Below are 17,597 nucleotides of genomic sequence, written 5' to 3' on the forward strand. Positions count from 1 at the left end.
AGAAAGAGATGATGACAATCAAGGCTAGAATAGTCGTTATTTTTATTGCTGCATTATTTTTAGGCTATGGCTTATACCAGGGGCATTATCAAACTGCTGTGCTGATAGCGGGTGGAATAGGCTACTTGATTTGGAGTCATTTTAGAGAAGGGTCCGTTTTTTTGGCAACGCAGGCTTTTCATAGACAAGATTATGAAAAGGCAAAAAACTTGCTTGCTGAGATAAAGAATCCGGATGCACTTCGTAAAGGCAGGCGCAATTTCTATGAATTTATGATGGGAAACATTGCGCTTAAAGAGGAACGTGTCGATGAGGCTGAATATCATTTTCAGCTAGCTTCGCGTCTGCCTTGGAAAAAAGATAATGAAAAGGGTATGGTTATGATTAATCTAGCAAATATAGCGCTGCGAAAGTTGGATTATGAAAGAGCTAGAGCTTATACAGATGTTGCCAATAAGTTACATCTGACGGCTAGGCAGAACAGCATTATTACAAAAATAGAAAACGAAATTTCAAAACATTTATAGTGAGTACTACTTTACAAAACGACTTATTGATTAGAGCTGCGTTCTCGCAGCAAACGGAAAGACCTCCTGTGTGGATGATGCGTCAAGCTGGACGCTTTATGAAGGAATATTGGGATATCAAGAATAAATATTCCTTTTTGGAGATGTGCAAAACACCAGAAATTGCTGCGGATGTCACTATGCTCCCAGTAGATTTGCTAGGCATTGATGCCGCTATTTTATTTTCTGATATTTTAGTTACAGCTGAAGCTATGGGAGGGGATCTGTCCTTTGAGCAAGGTGTCGGTCCTCGTTTTTCTAATCCTGTTCGCTCTGTAAAGGATGCTGAAGCTTTGTCTACCAACTGTTTGGATAAATTGCAGTATGTTGCTGATGCAATCAAGGTCATTCAACAACGTCTTGACAGCCGCATCCCTTTGATTGGTTTTGCGGGCGCACCATTTACAATTTTAAGTTATTTGGTTGAAGGTGGATCTTCAAAAGATTTTAAGTTAACGAAGTTGATGTTGAACAATCAGCCTGAGTTAGCACATCTGATCCTTCAAAAGATTGCAGATGTAACGGTTGAATATCTTAACATGCAGATTGCAGCCGGAGTAAATGCAATTCAATTATTTGATAGCTGGGCCTTGGCCTTATCTTGGAATGATTATCGTGATTTTTCGCATTATTATAATAAGCAGATTATTGCGAAGTTGAACCGTAAGGATATTCCAGTCATTTCCTTTTGCAAAGGATCTTCTGTTTTTGCACCAATGATGGTCGAAGCGCAACCTGATGTTGTTTCTATCGATTGGAATGCAGATTTAAAAAATATTAAACAATCTCTGCCGCAGGGTATTGCTGTTCAAGGGAATTTGGATCCATTTGTTTTGTATGCAGATAAACCTGTTATCAAAAAGAAGATTATCGAACTATTTGAGCGCATGAGAGGTGAAAATGGTTTTATTTTCAATTTGGGTCATGGTATTATGCCGGATATTCCTTTTGATAATGTAAAATATGCCATTGAGGTTGTAAAGGAATTTAGCTATTAGTTTGCTATCCACTTCAACAACAAAAACGACTTGCCTCTGGCAGGTCGTTTTTGTTGTTACATGCTACAATCTCGTGTTTTTGATAGTGTTCTTTTGTATAATGGATGTAAGATTTGTGCAATTGATGTTTGGACGTATTGATTGCTCTTAACTTTTCTTATTTTTGTACCTATGGTCTATTTATATGCAAAAGCAGTTCATATTATCTTTGTGATTTGTTGGATGTCAGGTCTGTTCTATATGCCTCGACTCTTTATATATCATACAGAAGCTAAGGACAAGAGTCAGGAAGCATTTGATGTTTTGCATAAAGAATTCAGTAAGATGGAAAAATTACTGTGGTGGGTAATTACTACTCCTGCGATGTACATCACAGTCTTTTCTGCACTAGTTATGTTATGGTATTCTCCTGGCTTATTATCCATGGGGTGGATGCATGTAAAACTGACATTCGTTCTGGGAATGATAATTTATCATTTTACCTGCCAGAAGATTATGTTCAAATTAAGCCGTCAAGAATCCAAATTAACCTCAACAAAACTCCGTTTGTTTAATGAGGTCGCGACAGTTTTATTATTTGCGATTGTTTTTACTGTTGTCTTAAAGTCAGCCCTGAATTGGATATTTGGTGTTTTGGGGCTCTTAATTTTATCCATCGCTTTAATGATGGCCGTAAAACTTTATAAGAAGTACCGGAACAAGAAAGCATAACAAAATGTTAAATTCGTCTGGTTTCTTAACCCTTTTTTATGCTGTGTAGTCGAAAGATTATAAATTGAATCGGATTATGTACAGGAAAATTTTGGTGACGGTCTCGTTGCTTATTGTCGCAACGGCTGGGTTCGCGCAGCGATACAGACCTTTTGGAGGAGCATTAAATATCTATTCTACTGATGTTCCATTTTTTCTTTATATCAACAACGTTTTGTATAACAATAGAGCTTCCACGGATATCAGGGTCCCCAATTTGACGAGTCGTCGTTATGATCTGCGTATTGTGTTTGCTGATAGGCAGCAACGAACGTTGAACGGTAGCGGCGTGCAACTTGTCAATAGAAATGGACAATATATGAATGTTGTATTTTCTGTCAGTAGCAGACGTGGAAATAGGGGGATTATCTTGGAGTCCATGAATCCTGTTGATCGGTATAACAACGGTAATTATCGTGAGGATTTACCTTATACTAACCGGGACGGATATCGCAATGAACAAGGTAATGATCGATACAGACAATCAGAAGATCGTGACGATTTGCCAGACAATAATCGTGAAGGATATAACAAAGGATGGAATAATGATCGATATAGGCAATCAGGAGACGATAAGGTTCATCGCGACGGTGTAGCGAATCAAAGAGGATATGCTGAAAATGAAGATAATGATCAGTCTGATAACGGAGTAATGAATAAGACGAATTCTAATCGATTGAACGATCTATTGAATCAGAAGGAAAACGATCAGGATAGGCTTGCTGTAGCTGCTCAGGAATTAAAAAGTATGCGCCTAAGTGTTACTGAAATTGTTGATTTAATGGAACTTTTTATACGAGATGATAATAAACTGGCTTTTGCCAAATATGCTTATCCGACCTGTGTGGATAAACAGAATTATGAGAGAGTAGGGGATGCCTTATCGTTCAGTTCAACCCGGGAGAAGCTAGTGGATTTTTTAAAAAAATAAAAGGAGCATTTTGCTCCTTTTTTATTCACCGCCGAAGCAGATATATTTTAATTCCATATATTCATCCAAACCGTGTTTAGAACCTTCACGACCTACACCAGATTGTTTTACTCCACCAAAAGGAGCTGCTGCATTTGAAATAAGACCTGTGTTAATACCTACCATGCCAGCTTCTAGCTGTTCAGCAACACGAAAACAGCGATTTATATTTGTACTATAGAAATAGGAGGCTAGGCCAAATTCAGTAGCGTTGGCCATTGCTATTCCATCATCTTCTGTTTTGAAACTGAAAAGAGCGCAAATAGGACCAAAAGTCTCCTCGCGGAATATAAGTGCTTCTTTCGGGACGTTGGTCAGGACAGTTGGTTGGAAAAATAGGTCTTTGATGACCTTTCCTCCTGTAGCCAATTCGGCACCATGATTTAACGCGTCTTGCACATGATGCTGCACTTTTTCTAGCCCTTTTGTATTGATTAATGGACCTACCTGGACGCCTTTGTCAAGTCCATTGCCAACTTTCAATTTACTGACAGCATGGCTAAGTTTCATCGAAAACTCATCATAGACTTCTTCTTGGATTAGAAACCTATTGATGGAAACGCAAGTTTGCCCTGAGTTTCTAAATTTTCCGGCAATAGCTCCTTCGACTGCAGCATCAATATCCGCATCGTTAAAAACCAAAAAAGGAGCATTACCACCAAGCTCCATAGACACTTTTTTAATGTTAGAGGCTGATTGTTCTATGAGTGTTTTTCCGACTTCGGTTGAGCCTGTGAAAGATAGTTTTCGTATGAGGTTGTTCGTAGCGAGTTCTTTGCCGATACCAGCACTATCTTTTCCAGTAATCACATTAAAAACGCCTTTTGGAATCCCAGCATCTTCAGCCAGTTTAGCCAAAGCTATAGCAGAAAATGGTGTTTGAGATGCCGGTTTTAGCACAATGGTACAACCAGATACCAAAGCTGGAGCAACCTTTCGGGTGATCATCGCTAAGGGGAAATTCCAGGGTGTAATTGCAGCAACAACTCCGACCCCTTGCCTAATTGTAAGCATTCTAGTTCCTTTTTTTTGAGAAGGTATCGTCTCACCATAGGCCCTTTTTCCTTCTTCTGAAAACCATTCTACGAAGGAACTACCGTAGTCAACCTCTACCCTCGATTCGCTAAGGGGTTTGCCACTTTCTAAGGTCATGATTTCCGCTAGATCGTCTTTATATTGCTGAATAAGATCGTACCACTTTCGGACGGTGTTGCATCGTTCCAGTACAGTTGTGTTTTTCCAGCTTTTCCACGCCTTGTCAGCATCAATTATGGCTTTAGTACAGTCAGCTACTTTTAGATCTGGCAACGAAGCAATAACTTTCCCTGTTGCAGGATTTACCACATCAAAGGTGTGTTTTGACTTGATAAATTTCCCATTGATATAGGCACTGTCAATTAAAAGTGTATTTTTCATCGATGTAAATTTAATTGTCACAAGTATAATTAGAAGATTTCTGAACTAAACTTCACTTCAATATGATCGTTGTTTGTTCAAATGAATCTCTCTCGCTCAGATTTTGACGGTATTGTACAAAACTCATTTTTTCCAAACCATCGATAGCGATTTTTAGCAAAATAATCATAGAGCGTATCTCTCCATTTGAGTGGTAAAATCTTCAGTAAATAACATGTCATGTAGGGGAAGCCCAATTGCTTACAAATCTTTAAAACAGCTTCACTTTTGAGATAGATACCGGTTGGAGATAGGAAAACGATGGAGTCAGTATTTTTGGGAATATTTGTTAGTGTGGTCCGGGCAAATTCAGACTGCAAAGAACTAAATAAGAATTTCTTTCTGCGATCTATTCTTAATAATAGTTGAACAAAGCGATTACAGATCAAGCAATCACCATCGAAAAAGATGATATATCTCCCTTGTTGTTCCATATTATAAAGTTACTCCTATTTATTGAAAGTACTGCCACAACAAGATCATAAAAGGGAGAGATTTTATCATTAACCGAGTTTAGTCCTCCATGTAAAAAAGGCGGTGTTTCTATTTGAAACACCGCCTTTTTTTATTCCTTTTTATAGGTTTTTCATGATTGTATGTCCCATACGATCCCTTTTGGTTTTTAAGTACTCTTCGTTAAAGGGATTTGCAGTTATTTCAATAGGTACATTTTCTATAATTTCAAGACCATAACCTACTAGGCCAGCACGTTTTGTCGGATTATTTGACATAAGACGCATTTTTGTGACACCAAGATTTCGAAGAATCTGTGCTCCGACACCATAGTCTCTTAAATCTGCTTTAAATCCTAATTGTACATTGGCATCTACCGTGTCCAAGCCATTTTCTTGTAACTTGTAAGCATGTAGCTTATTGATCAGTCCAATACCGCGACCTTCTTGATTCATATAGACAATAACACCTTTCCCCTCTTGCTGGATCATTTCCATTGCTTTGTGCAGTTGAGGACCACAGTCACAACGGCAAGAACCAAAAATATCACCCGTAACACAAGAGCTGTGCACCCGCACCAAAATAGGCTCATCTTCATTCCACTCCCCTTTGTAAAGCGCTAAATGTTGTTCGCCAGTGTCTTTTTGTGTAAAGGCTTTCATCTTAAAATCACCAAATTGCGTTGGCATATTAACAGTGACTTCTTCATTGATTAAAGAATCGTGCTTAAGACGGTATTCAATTAGATCTTCAATACTAACGATCTTTAAATCAAATTTTTTAGCAACCTCTATTAGTTCTGGAAGTCTGGCCATTTCACCATCTTCTTTTAGAATCTCAACCAATACACCTGCTGGTTCAAATCCTGCTAATCGAGCAAGGTCAACGGTAGCTTCAGTGTGTCCTGTGCGACGTAATACGCCACCATCTTTTGCTATTAGCGGGAAAATATGTCCTGGTCTACCTAATTCTTCATAATGAATATTAGGATCAATCATTGCTTTAATTGTTTTCGAGCGGTCTGACGCAGAAATTCCGGTTGTACAACCGTATCCCTGTAAGTCAATGGAAACTGTAAAGTTTGTTTCATATACTGCTGTATTCTGTCCCACCATTAGATCCAGATGTAATGCATCTGCTCTTTCTTTTGTAATTGGGGCACACACTAGTCCACGACCATGAGTCGCCATAAAGTTGATGATTTCGGGAGTTGCATTGCGGGCAGCTGTGACAAAGTCTCCTTCATTTTCGCGATCTTCGTCATCCACGACGATTACTACTTTTCCTGCTTGTATATCAGCGATCGCTTCTTCGATCGTGTTTAATTTGAAATCCATTTATTGATATATTGTAATTGGTACAAAGTTAGTGTAGAATCTAAATTTATTTATAATAGCGTTGTCACAATCTAATGTGATTCTTTCAATTTATTCTTTTTTGCAAGCTTTTCCTTAATCCATTTCCAAGCGGCTTCTACTTTTAATTTATATTGATCAATATCAAATAACGCGGAATCTGTCGTTGACTTGTATGTTAGAAAAGCGGCCAATGGTGTTAAGACAATAATGGCCATCCACATGCCAACGGCTGATGATATGGCACCATCTTTAGCTGTTTTTTCTGCTACTGTAGAGATAATGTGATAGATCAGAAAGAAAATGATGGCCATCACCACAGGAAGACCAAGTCCACCTTTTCTGATAATGGCTCCTAGTGGAGCTCCAATTGCAAATAGTAAGAGACAGGAGACAGCTAGGGTAAACTTGCGATGCCATTCAATACGATAACGGATATCTTTCGATTTGTAATCTTTAAATTCAAGTGTACGGCCGTTTAGATCTTCCTTTAAATAATTCAACTGGTTCAGCGCATTCATAGTGATTTGTGCTCGTTGTTCTTGTGGAACGAGATCGGTAAGCAAATTTTTAAAAGGTTTGATCTTAGCCTCTTTGACCTTTGGCTGTCCGGGTTGATTCACACTAAAATATTTCGAATAGATATTATATCGGGTGTCTAATGTACGGACGATTGCCTTTCCCATGCTGTCTATTTTGATATGATTGGAATCGATGTACATGTCTAACTGTTTCAGGTTTAACATGGCATGGTGGCTCTTGAAGAGGTTTTCGTCAGTTTTACCCTGTTGAAAACTTCCCATATCAAACTTTTGCTCTGTTTCCTTAAACTTAAACCGCGTAAATTGCTGGCGTGGATCGTAGGTTTTGGAGTTTTTAGTCCGTGCTTCCTCGTAGCGGATACCATCCTTAAGTTTAAGGATCATATAATTGTTGTCAGGAGAGTTATAGATATACCCTTCTTTGGCCATAAGTACATTATTGGCTGTATTACCGCCACGATGATCATAGATCATCAAGTCATAGAGAATTGTTCCCGCTTTGTTTTTTCCTCTAGCGCGGATTGAGTAACCTGGAATGGTGTTGTTAAAGATTCCGGGTTTGATGAGGAAATCTGCCTTTTTATTACGTACATCAGTAAGTAGCGTACCCATTTTTAGGTTCACTACGGGGAGAATATAATCGGAGAACAGAAAAGAACTTGTTGCGAAAATTGCAACGAGTATAAATAGCGGGGTCATTGCTTTACGTAAAGATACGCCTGCAGCCTTGATTGCAACTAATTCATAGCTTTCACCCAGATTTCCGAAAGTCATAATGGAGGAAAGGAGCATGGATAAAGGCATTGCCATTTGGATTTGAACAACGCATTGATATCCAATTAGCTCCATGATGGTATACCATTCAAATCCTTTTCCAATCAAATCATCAATGTACTTGAATAGGAAAAGCATCAATAAGACAAACATCACAATAAAGAATGTGACAATAAATGGTTTTATGAAAGCTTGAAGAATAAGTAAATGAACCTTTTTCATCCGTGACGCAAAGCAAATTGATGCCTTTACATTAAGGCATCTCCCAACTAAGAAGCTCCTGCTGGAGCCCCTAGTGGAAATATATTGCAAAGATAGGCTTTTTTATGCACCTATAACACTTTGAAGATAGACTATTGAATTTTTCCAAATTAACTTTCTATTTTCAAGGTCTTCTTCTTTAGCGTAATCTGTTATCTTAAGAGCAACATCATTCGTTAGCTCGTCTTGATCGATCTCCAGATCGAAATAATAGGGATCATCATCTAGCCATTTAAAGCGTACAGATTTATTTTCTTTTGATGCTACAATTTTTGCTCGGTGAGGTTCATCATCCCAAATGAAAGTATAAACGGTGTCTTTATAGTTTACATCATCTGCAAACCATTGTGCCAATTCGTTTGGTTCTTGCAAATACGGAAATAAAATTCTAGGTGAAGAGTTGATGATATATTCTAGTTGGAATTTTATTTTATCTGCCATAAAAATGTTTTTTTAAATTTTAGTTTGTTTAAATCAAAAATAAGCTATATTTGCATTCCCAAAAATGGCGGGGTAGCTCAGATGGTTAGAGCGTTGGATTCATAACCCAAAGGTCGGCAGTTCGATTCTGCTCCCCGCTACAAATCTCTTCCAAAATTGCTTTTTATTGCATCAACTTATTATTTGTAATAATACATATTTATTTTGTTATTGCAAGTTTTTTTGTAAAAAGTTGCTCCCGTTTTTTAATAAACATGTTGTTTTTTGGGCTGTCAATTTTTTTAAGTTCATTTTCTATTTTTCAATGCTAAATTTATTGAGTTAAAAATGAGTTTGTTGTGTTTAATACAAGTTTTAAATAGGCCAGAATCAGTAAAAAAATAAAAAAATCTTTTGAATTGACATACGAAGTGGTATATTTGCATACCGAAACGGCGGGGTAGCTCAGATGGTTAGAGCGTTGGATTCATAACCCAAAGGTCGGCAGTTCGATTCTGCTCCCCGCTACTAAAAGCATCAATCTTAACAAGATTGATGCTTTTTTTATGATTGCATGTATTTCCTTTTTATCGCATTTCCTTTTTTTCGCTGCTGGCAAGATTACATCTATCTTTGTATTGTTTTATGGATAATATTTAAATAATGAATATAAGACCTATACTAACCCTATTTTGCTTTTTTATCTGCCATCATGTTTTTGCACAACAAGGCACAAAAAGCCACGTCGTTACACATCAACGGAAAACCATTCTATGTGATGCACAGAAAGGCGAGAATTCTTACCCGGCTTGGGGAGTATTTCCAAAAGAAAATTATCCTATACGAAAGGTTACTATGTTTGTTACGCTGGGGAGCCCGGATAGTTTGCGCACGGCGCATTGGGACTATTTGGATCACATCGTATTACGTCGTAAAGGAGGGAAAAATGGACCAGCACTAAATTATGAATTAGGAAGAATGCTTACGCCATATGGTAGTATTTACAATAAGGGATGGAGTTGGAAGTGGCAGGTCGATGTAACTGATTTTGCTCCTTTCTTAAGGGATAGCGTGGAAATTGTCTATACTCATTCTGGTTTTGAGGACAAGACTGTGGGATGGGCACTTACCGTAGATTTTGAAATTTTATCAGGTCCACCAGTTGTTACCCCATTGGGAATAACAACGCTGTGGAATAAAGCCTATAAATATGGGGATGTCAACGAAAAGATAGCAGAAAATCTACTGCCAATAACATATACCTCGAGTGCGGGAGCAGCATTGAGCCGAATACGCATTCAGCATACAGGGCATGGTATGGATAAACCACGTGGCTGTAGCGAATTCTGTAGCCGGTGGCGCGAACTAACCTTCGATGGAAAGACTGTGGACAAACGTGATATGTGGAAGAAATGTGGGGGTAATCCACTTTATCCACAAGGCGGGACCTGGGTACATGACCGCGCATATTGGTGTCCTGGAGATTTACAGCAGCCTGATTTTATTGATGTATTTACTAAAGTTGGTACCCATCAAATTGCCTTACAGATGGAACCTTATACAGCGACTGATAATGTGCAGGCTGTCGAAAATATATCCGCTTACTTGTTTCAATATTCTGCCCCTAAGCAAAAAGTTGATGTTGCCGTTGAGTCAATAATGGTTCCAAGTGATGAACAGCGTTTTTCTCGATTAAATCCGGCGAGTGTTGGCCCAAGGATCTCTTTCAGAAATTTAGGTGCTGAGCCGATTCGTACCCTAGAAATTGTTTATGGCACGAAGGGATTCCCTGCCAGAACTTTTCATTGGAAAGGTAATCTTTCTTTTAATCAGGTTGCAGAAGTTATACTGCCTGGAGAAATACAAGAAAGAGATCAGGAGAATGTATTTACGGTATCACTTCTAAAACCGAATGGCAAGTCGGATGCGTGGCCTATAGACAATAAGGCGGAAAGCGTCTTTAACGCGCTGCAGCTATTTCCCACTGATTTTGTTTTGGAGTTTATGACCAATAATAAACCGGCGGATAATCGTATATTTCTAATTAATGCAAAGCAGGATACGGTCTTTCGCAAAAATGGCGCCCAACTGGCTGCGGCAACGATGTATAGAGATACTTTACACCTTAATGAGGGAAACCACTCACTCTCTTTGGCCGATACCGCAGGTAACGGACTGCAGTTTTGGGCACAACCTGAAAATGGTGATGGCCATTTACGAATCTTCGATTTGAAAGGAAACCTTATTCATGCTTTTGAAAGCGATTGTGGAAATGGCGAAATGTTTAGTTTCCATGCTAAACGTGGATTTGAGACGGGTCTAAGTTCAACGCAATATGCCTTTTCGCTTTATCCAAGGTCGGTTGTGGATAAGACTCAACTAAGCGTAGTCTCCAATGAACCGAGTGAGATGACTGTGCTTTTTATGGTTGATGGCGTTTTGTGGCAAAAACACGAATACAAATCCATTCAACAGGCTGTGCTGAATTATGATGTGAGTCATTTACCATCAGGAAGAATAATCGTAGAAGTTTTGATGGATGGTATTAGCCAGTTTAAAGGACGAATAAATAAAAGATAACCGGATAAAGAAAAGCGTGAAGATATTTTGTGCTTAGATTTTGAAGAATTTGATAAAAAAAGCTCCATTATGGAGCTTTTTTTCATCTGTTTAATCAATTGTCGTCGTAAGCTAAGCCTTTCCAGTCTTCTCGCTGTAAGTACTTCAGCATTAAAAAGAAGATGAACCATGCAAGTCCAGCTAAGATCCAAATTAGTGTTTCATAGTGGAAAATGATTTTATGTAAGTATCCCAAAATACCCAATAGACCTAATATCAGTAGATTAGTTATTGCTTTTGAATTGGATTGACTAGCCTTCGAAAACGGATAGCTTTTGACAATAAAAAGCATAATCAGAATACTTTCGATACCGCCAATAGCGGAAGATAATAGCAGATCATTAATAGAACTGAGACCAAATAGTGGTACACAGATAGAAAGAAACAGAATGTTGAACGGTAAAACATATTTGATAAGACATGCTTTAAGAACTCCAGTCATCAGTTGTCCTGGTTTTTGTATGGGAGTCACATGGTAGACCCAGGCCGCTTTATATTTATTACTTTGCGTAATAAGCTGGAAAACGGTTAGTATGGTTAATAACGAAAGATAAAACATAATTATATACAAGCCTGAATCACGAAGCTTCGCTATTTTGCCAGCTATTGGGAGATCGTCTCCTGTACGTAGAAATAAAAAAACGAAATAAATAGGTAGATAAGCCAACGAAGGATATAGCTGTTGCTTAAATTCTCTCGTTTTAGAACTTATCAGCCATACAATGCTAAATCCTGCCTCTTCAACGGGGGATGAGCAAACCTTCGAGGAAATTCTTTTATATAAAGGTAATTGGGATGGATTATTTCGAGTTAATTGTGAAGCTTCACCAGGAAGGCTATCGGCGGTTGCAAGTGCAGCTATTTTCGCATTAAATCCACGTGAAAATAGCTTAGTACAAGCGTAAATACCAGCAAGAGGAGTTAGTATTCCTAATGTTGATAAGACGACCATATGTACACTGTGGCTGCCAAAGAGTAATGGTTGAAATGATGCAATCCAGGTACTTGGGAATATCCAAAGAAATCTGAGTTGTTCCATCGTTAAATGAGATTCTACAATAGATTGAATCAAATTAGGGCCAACATAATAGGATAGGAAAAGAACCAGTGAGAGACCGATCTGTATATAAGTAATTACATCTTTAAACTTTTGTATGGGGAGATATTTGATGCTAATCAGATAAAATCCGTTGACAAATATCAGCGCGATCAATGTGCTTAGTATAAGCTGCAGACATAAAAGAAGGACGGAGACGATATCCCAATTGAAAGATACATAAATAAGCACAGGTAAGGTTAACGCAATTACTTGATTAAAAAGCTTGATTGAAATAAAAGTTATTCGGGAAATAGCTAAAGTCTTATCATTAACTGGTCTGGGCATAATGATATACTGATCCCGAGTATCTAATAGTATGGGCGAAAAATCGGACACCAGTGTAATACTTAACATGCTAATGAAACTGAGTAGCATGATCGAAATGGCTAAGTACCTATCTGGAATCGACAAAATAATGACCATGAATATCAGGCCAAAGATGAGATACAATAAGAATTGTAAAATCGATGACGACGAAGATGATTTTCCCGAGCTACGTTTGCGAAAGCTAATAGGCTTTCGATTATCTAGGATTATTTTGGTTTGTAAGATGATCTTAAACTGTTCATAATTGATGCCTAAGCCTTTCCAAACCCCACGAAAAAGAAGGATAAATTTTAAGATAAATTTTTCCATGTTATTGAATTGCTGTAATGATATTGGAAGCGTCCAATGCGCTGCTGCCCGTATTGGTTAATTTAGCAAATATATGCTCCAATGATTCGTTAGGATCTGTTTTTAGTTCCTCAATCGTACCATCCGCAATGATGCTCCCCTGGTTTATCAGTAAGATTCGATCAGATACTTTTTCAACAACGTCCATCATATGTGAACAATAGAAAATTGTTTTCCCTTCTTTTGCAAGTAATGAGATAAGTTCTTTAACAAAGATAACAGCATTAGCATCGAGTCCAGATAATGGTTCATCCAGCACGATAATTTGTGGGTTATGAATAATTCCTGAAATTAAAAGTACTTTTTGACGCATTCCTTTGGAGAAGGTATCCATCCTATTATTTACATTAGATTCAAGGCCAAACGCCGCTAACAGTTTTAAGGAACGTTCCTGAATGACTTTATCTTCCATTCCATAGAGTTTACCTACAAAATCCAGGTATTCCATGGGAGTCAGTACATCATATAATTCTGCGTTTTCGGGAACATATCCCAATAATGCTTTTACTGCAAGTGGATCTTTTTGAATATTGATGCCATTTATTTCTACAGTGCCTGTGAAGTCCTCGATAAGTCCTGTTAATATTTTAACAGTAGTGGATTTGCCGGCACCATTTGGGCCAATATATCCGATAACTTGACCTGGGAATATGTCGAGGTTGATTCCTTTCAATATTTCTTTTTCTCCGTATGATTTTTTTAGGTCAACAATCCGGATGAGAGGTAATATACTTTCCATATCATTATAATCTTCAAAGTAAACTTACATAAAAAATTGGAGTTATAGTTTCCAATTGAAAAGTATATGATTCCTAATTTTGAGAAGAAAGTCTTTATTTTAATCCATGGAAAAGGGACCTTCCGGTCCCTTCAAAAACTATGTTATTTTCGGAAAAACTATCTATCGTTTTTAGGATATCCCTCTTCATCGAGATCATCTCTCAAATCTTCTTCGTTCTCGGCTAATTTCTTGTCCAAAGGAGATAAACGTTCATGATCAAAAGTCTCGATTCGCATGTTAGCATTATCTAGATCTTCCTCTTTGAGTTCATCTTGTGTTGCATACTCATCTCCGACAAAAGGATTAGAGTCATCGTATGTTGAATCATCATCAATTGCACCTTCAGCTACTGTATCGTAGTCAGCCGGGTGATCGTAGTCTGGATCGTTGTCATCGACATCCATTTCATAACTGTCAAGTTCTTCATTAAAAGCAAGGTCCTGCTCTTTATCTGGATAGTCTTCTTCGACTTTCCCATTTTTACTTTCTTTTTTCGACATAATCCTGCTAATTTTTATTTATCTGTAAAACAGTTCCCGTAAAAAAAAGTTTTTGATTTATCTGTGAAAGCGAATGTTCCAGTGCCACTAGGAGGTCAGGAATGTGAAGATTCTTTTGGAAAGATAAAATCCAAAAAATGGTTAAAGCAGTAAAACAATATAATTATATGTTTGTTTTATTTTAAAATAGGAATTATGATCTTCAAGCGTTTAAATTATCAGACTTTACAGAGTTTACGCCTACAAGGCTACAATATTTTATTGACCATTGGTCGGGCTGAAGATGAGAACCCAATTTATTTCCCAATGAAATTGGAATCTTTTAATTCCAGTAGCTCAAATTTTGACAGTCATGATGCAGCGACCTTTCAAGGAAAGAAGATTCTTATTTTGGATGAAGCCATTCAACGCTCTTTAAATCACGATCTTAATGGTGTAATCCAACTCGACAATTAAGCACTATTTTTAGCTCTTTTATAAGAGCTGGGTGTAATATTTCTTTTCTTCTTATAGAAATTGGTTAGGTGACTTTCATCATTAAATCCGAGTTCTTCTACAATTTGTTTCATCGTGTATCTATTGGATGCTAGTCGCTCCTCAATTAGTTTAATACGAATATCGTCTATATACACTTTGTAGCTTTTTGAATATCTTTTTTTAAAAAAGGCCCCAAAATAATTTGCTGAAATTTGGAACTGATCTGCAATCGACTTGATTTGTAATTTATCCGGGAAATAGATATTTTGCTGTATGTATTGCTCGATCTCTTGAGACAATTCATAAGACTCGTTAATAGGTAGCTCCAGATCTGTCAATATATTTTCTACTAAAGCGAAAAGGGACATTGTCTGGTGGAATATAAAAATTGATGCCGCTTCATCTTCACTCTCATATTGTTGAATTAGCGAAATTACCCGCTCGATCAGTTTTTTATTTTCCTTTTTAAGGGATAGGCTCTTATTTAACAATGTCTTCGAGTTAAAGATATCAACCGGGTTGTGAGTAAGTCTAAAATTTTGTTGTATAAAGTGCAGATCTTTAAAGTAGGAGTTGGAGAAATAGAGTACAAATGCAGTTGTATCTTTTTTTGTCTCAAGTGTTTCGAAATCTTTATTCAAAAAAAGTAAATTCTCTTTGGAAAATTTTAAGTTATTCCCTTTCGATACGAGTGTGCCTTCGGCTATATAAACTAACGCAAAATCAAAACCCGTTTTATTGAGTTCTAATTTTTCTTTATGCTTGATTTTTTGAGATTCGAAAGATAAATTCATCATATGTACAGATTCTATTGGAATAATCGCTACAAACCTAAGAAAAATGGATTAAAGACCTTGCTATTTCCTCTTTTAAACCGGCATGTAATACAGTTGCGTATTCACCATAAAATAAATCATTCGTTATTTTAAACGATTATCAGGTGCTTTTTGCATTTCTGGTCATCTGTTCAATAGCATCCCATTGATCTTCAGGAATAATATCCAATCCATTGAACTCACCTGCTCCCTTAAGCCACTCGCCGCCATCTATCGTGATAACATCACCGTTGATATAACTGGCGTAATCGGATACCAGATAGGCCGCGAGGTTGGCCAATTCCTCCAGTTTGCCCAAGCGGCCCAAGGGGATACGTTTGGTAGGCGAGAGAAGTTCGCCTAATTCACCTGGAAGTAGCCGTTCCATGGCACCTGAAGTTTGGAATGGACCCGGAGCTATAGCATTGAGTCTTATCCCTTTTTTTCCCCATTCAACGGCTAACGATCGAGTTAATGCAAGAACTCCGGCTTTAGCTGTTGCAGAAGGAACAACGTAGCCAGAACCCGTCCAAGCATAGGTTGTGACGATACTTAGTATAGCTTTATTATGTTCGTTGGCCTCAATCCAACGCTTGCCCAGTGCTAGGGTATAGTTTATACTACCTTGGAGAACGATACCAATAACAGATTCGAAGGCGCGGTGGCTTAAACGTTCGGTAGGGGAGATAAAATTTCCGGCAGCATTGTTTATGAGGATATCTATCCCGCCAAAATGTTCATATCCAAAGGAAACGACGCGCTCGACATCCTCATAATTTCGGACATCTCCAGCTACTGCAAGACATTTCGCCTGATATTTTTCCGACAATTCGTTCGCTGTATGCTGTATAACATCATCTTTACGGCTCGTGATCAGGCAAGAGGCGCCAAGCTCGAGAAAGTAATCTGTCATGGCTTTTCCGAGGCCTGTACCACCACCCGTAATCAAAATTCGTTTTCCTTTTAACGCGTTTTCCTTTAACATACCCATATGCTGTCCAGTTTTTATGTATCCTTAAGTTACACAAATTTGGGATAAAATAAAAGCCAAGGCCAGCGGTGAAAAATAGTTCGGGAATAAATGAAAGAAGAGATATAAACAAAAACAGGAGCCATTCGAAGAATAGCTCCTGTTTTAAAAATTTCCAATTCTGGTAATAGAATGAATTATGCTTATGCGCCCAATTGTACGCGTTTGAAAGCAGTTACAGTTAATCCTTTGGAAACTGAATCTAAGAATTGAGCGATGTTTTTAGAAGAATCTTTTACGAATTCTTGGTTTAACAAAGTTGTGTCTTTGAAGAATTTATTCAATTTACCTTGAGCGATTTTCTCAGCCATTTCAGCAGGTTTACCTTCAGCAATGATTTGCTCTTTAGCAATAGCGATTTCACGCTCGATTGTGTTTTGATCAACACCATCTTTGTCAATTGCGATAGGGTTCATTGCGGCAATTTGCATTGCTACATCTTTACCTGCTTCTTCAGCACCAGCAGCATCAGCAGAAAGACCTACTAATACACCTAAACGGTAGTTACCGTGAATATAAGCGATAACCTTTTCAGCAGTGATAGTTTCGTATTTAGAAACGTCAATTTTCTCGCCAATTACACCAGTTTGCTCGATTAATAAATCAGCGATGTTTTTGCCATCAAGTTCCAAACCTTTTAATTCTTCCAAAGAAGCAGGTTTACTGTTTAATGCAACGTCTGCAATTTTTTCAGCGAAAGCAACGAAGTCTGCGTTTTTAGCTACGAAGTCAGTTTCACAATTAACTTCAACTACGATACCTGATTTACCATCAGCAGTAGCTTTAGCGATGATAACACCTTCGTTAGAGTCGCGATCTTGACGGCTAGCAGCTACTTTAGCGCCTTTTTTACGCAAGTAATCTACAGCAGCTTCAAAGTCACCATTAGACTCAACTAAAGCTTTTTTACAATCCATCATACCAGCGCCAGTTTGTTGACGCAATTTGTTCACATCTGATGCAGAAATTTGTACTGACATGTTTATTTCTTTTTATTATTATTTACGACTGAAATTTGTACAATATTAACTTAAAACATGTTAAGCTAATATGAAGT

At 37.8% G+C, this 17,597-nt stretch carries 17 protein-coding genes and 2 tRNA genes; 8 read left to right on the plus strand and 11 right to left on the minus strand.

All coding sequences use genetic code 11. The annotated features are described in order from the left end of the window. The first annotated feature begins 8 nt into the window (after nt 1–8). The 4 genes from B3P16_RS10605 to B3P16_RS10620 all read left to right on the plus strand — a co-directional run bounded on the left by B3P16_RS10605 (nt 9) and on the right by B3P16_RS10620 (nt 3,245). On the plus strand, nt 9–527 hold the full coding sequence (locus B3P16_RS10605; protein WP_286842910.1) for a hypothetical protein: 519 nt from the start codon (nt 9–11) through the stop codon (nt 525–527). Continuing rightward, a complete protein-coding gene (gene hemE / locus B3P16_RS10610; RefSeq protein WP_070563136.1) occupies nt 527–1,564 on the plus strand; it encodes a uroporphyrinogen decarboxylase in 1,038 nt (345 codons plus the stop codon). The genes B3P16_RS10605 and hemE overlap by 1 nt, the downstream gene beginning before the upstream one ends. A gap of 171 nt (nt 1,565–1,735) precedes the next feature. Beyond that, nucleotides 1,736–2,275 (plus strand): CopD family protein, encoded by a 540-nt coding sequence (locus tag B3P16_RS10615; RefSeq protein ID WP_070563133.1) that lies wholly within the window; start codon nt 1,736–1,738, stop codon nt 2,273–2,275. Between the two features lie 76 nt (nt 2,276–2,351). Beyond that, the gene (locus tag B3P16_RS10620) at nt 2,352–3,245 is read left to right on the plus strand and encodes a DUF4476 domain-containing protein (protein WP_286842911.1); all 894 of its coding nucleotides are present in this window, start codon (nt 2,352–2,354) and stop codon (nt 3,243–3,245) included. 21 nt (nt 3,246–3,266) lie between these two features. Here B3P16_RS10620 and B3P16_RS10625 read toward each other — a convergent pair whose 3' ends face one another. From B3P16_RS10625 to B3P16_RS10640, 5 genes are all read right to left on the minus strand, one after another. Next, the gene (locus B3P16_RS10625; protein ID WP_286753103.1) at nt 3,267–4,700 is read right to left on the minus strand and encodes an NAD-dependent succinate-semialdehyde dehydrogenase; all 1,434 of its coding nucleotides are present in this window, start codon (nt 4,698–4,700) and stop codon (nt 3,267–3,269) included. Between the two features lie 77 nt (nt 4,701–4,777). Beyond that, nucleotides 4,778–5,173, minus strand: coding sequence for a thiol-disulfide oxidoreductase DCC family protein (locus B3P16_RS24355; protein ID WP_353681989.1), 396 nt, complete (start codon nt 5,171–5,173; stop codon nt 4,778–4,780). Nucleotides 5,174–5,314: 141 nt separating this feature from the next. Then, nucleotides 5,315–6,529, minus strand: coding sequence for a bifunctional 3,4-dihydroxy-2-butanone-4-phosphate synthase/GTP cyclohydrolase II (locus tag B3P16_RS10630; RefSeq protein WP_070563122.1), 1,215 nt, complete (start codon nt 6,527–6,529; stop codon nt 5,315–5,317). Nucleotides 6,530–6,600: 71 nt separating this feature from the next. Beyond that, the gene (locus B3P16_RS10635) at nt 6,601–8,085 is read right to left on the minus strand and encodes an LptF/LptG family permease (protein ID WP_070563119.1); all 1,485 of its coding nucleotides are present in this window, start codon (nt 8,083–8,085) and stop codon (nt 6,601–6,603) included. 102 nt (nt 8,086–8,187) lie between these two features. Then, on the minus strand, nt 8,188–8,565 hold the full coding sequence (locus B3P16_RS10640) for an START-like domain-containing protein (protein ID WP_070563117.1): 378 nt from the start codon (nt 8,563–8,565) through the stop codon (nt 8,188–8,190). A gap of 66 nt (nt 8,566–8,631) precedes the next feature. On the opposite strand from B3P16_RS10640, the gene B3P16_RS10645 reads away from it, so the two are divergent. The 3 genes from B3P16_RS10645 to B3P16_RS10655 all read left to right on the plus strand — a co-directional run bounded on the left by B3P16_RS10645 (nt 8,632) and on the right by B3P16_RS10655 (nt 11,124). After that, nucleotides 8,632–8,705 (plus strand) — tRNA-Met (locus B3P16_RS10645). A 293-nt stretch (nt 8,706–8,998) separates the two neighbouring features. Further along, a tRNA-Met gene (locus tag B3P16_RS10650) sits at nt 8,999–9,072 on the plus strand. 135 nt (nt 9,073–9,207) lie between these two features. Then, complete coding sequence (locus tag B3P16_RS10655) at nt 9,208–11,124, plus strand: peptide-N-glycosidase F-related protein (RefSeq protein ID WP_070563114.1); 1,917 nt, start codon at nt 9,208–9,210, stop codon at nt 11,122–11,124. A gap of 94 nt (nt 11,125–11,218) precedes the next feature. On the opposite strand, the gene B3P16_RS10660 is transcribed toward B3P16_RS10655, so the two are convergent. The 3 genes from B3P16_RS10660 to B3P16_RS10670 all read right to left on the minus strand — a co-directional run bounded on the left by B3P16_RS10660 (nt 11,219) and on the right by B3P16_RS10670 (nt 14,218). Continuing rightward, complete coding sequence (locus tag B3P16_RS10660; RefSeq protein ID WP_070563111.1) at nt 11,219–12,898, minus strand: hypothetical protein; 1,680 nt, start codon at nt 12,896–12,898, stop codon at nt 11,219–11,221. Between the two features lies 1 nt (nt 12,899). Next, complete coding sequence (locus tag B3P16_RS10665) at nt 12,900–13,676, minus strand: ABC transporter ATP-binding protein (protein ID WP_070563110.1); 777 nt, start codon at nt 13,674–13,676, stop codon at nt 12,900–12,902. A gap of 158 nt (nt 13,677–13,834) precedes the next feature. Continuing rightward, complete coding sequence (locus B3P16_RS10670; RefSeq protein WP_070563107.1) at nt 13,835–14,218, minus strand: hypothetical protein; 384 nt, start codon at nt 14,216–14,218, stop codon at nt 13,835–13,837. A gap of 195 nt (nt 14,219–14,413) precedes the next feature. Here B3P16_RS10670 and B3P16_RS10675 point away from each other — a divergent pair, with 195 nt between their 5' ends. Beyond that, nucleotides 14,414–14,674 carry a hypothetical protein gene (locus B3P16_RS10675; RefSeq protein ID WP_070563105.1) on the plus strand — a complete coding sequence of 87 codons (261 nt, stop codon included), beginning with the start codon at nt 14,414–14,416 and terminating at the stop codon, nt 14,672–14,674. Here the strand turns inward: B3P16_RS10675 and B3P16_RS10680 are convergent. The 3 genes from B3P16_RS10680 to tsf form a co-directional block, all read right to left on the minus strand. Beyond that, nucleotides 14,671–15,492, minus strand: a complete 822-nt coding sequence (locus B3P16_RS10680; protein ID WP_083295829.1) for a helix-turn-helix domain-containing protein — start codon at nt 15,490–15,492, stop codon at nt 14,671–14,673. The genes B3P16_RS10675 and B3P16_RS10680 overlap by 4 nt on opposite strands. Before the next feature lie 139 nt (nt 15,493–15,631). Next, nucleotides 15,632–16,495 carry an SDR family oxidoreductase gene (locus B3P16_RS10685; protein WP_115049397.1) on the minus strand — a complete coding sequence of 288 codons (864 nt, stop codon included), beginning with the start codon at nt 16,493–16,495 and terminating at the stop codon, nt 15,632–15,634. A gap of 188 nt (nt 16,496–16,683) precedes the next feature. Then, nucleotides 16,684–17,520: a translation elongation factor Ts gene (tsf, locus tag B3P16_RS10690; RefSeq protein ID WP_070563096.1), complete on the minus strand. Its 837-nt coding sequence runs from the start codon at nt 17,518–17,520 to the stop codon at nt 16,684–16,686. Nucleotides 17,521–17,597: the final 77 nt, after the last annotated feature.

It is taken from the genome of Sphingobacterium sp. UBA7631, from assembly GCF_002483935.1.
Classification (GTDB): Bacteria; Bacteroidota; Bacteroidia; order Sphingobacteriales; family Sphingobacteriaceae; genus Sphingobacterium; species Sphingobacterium multivorum.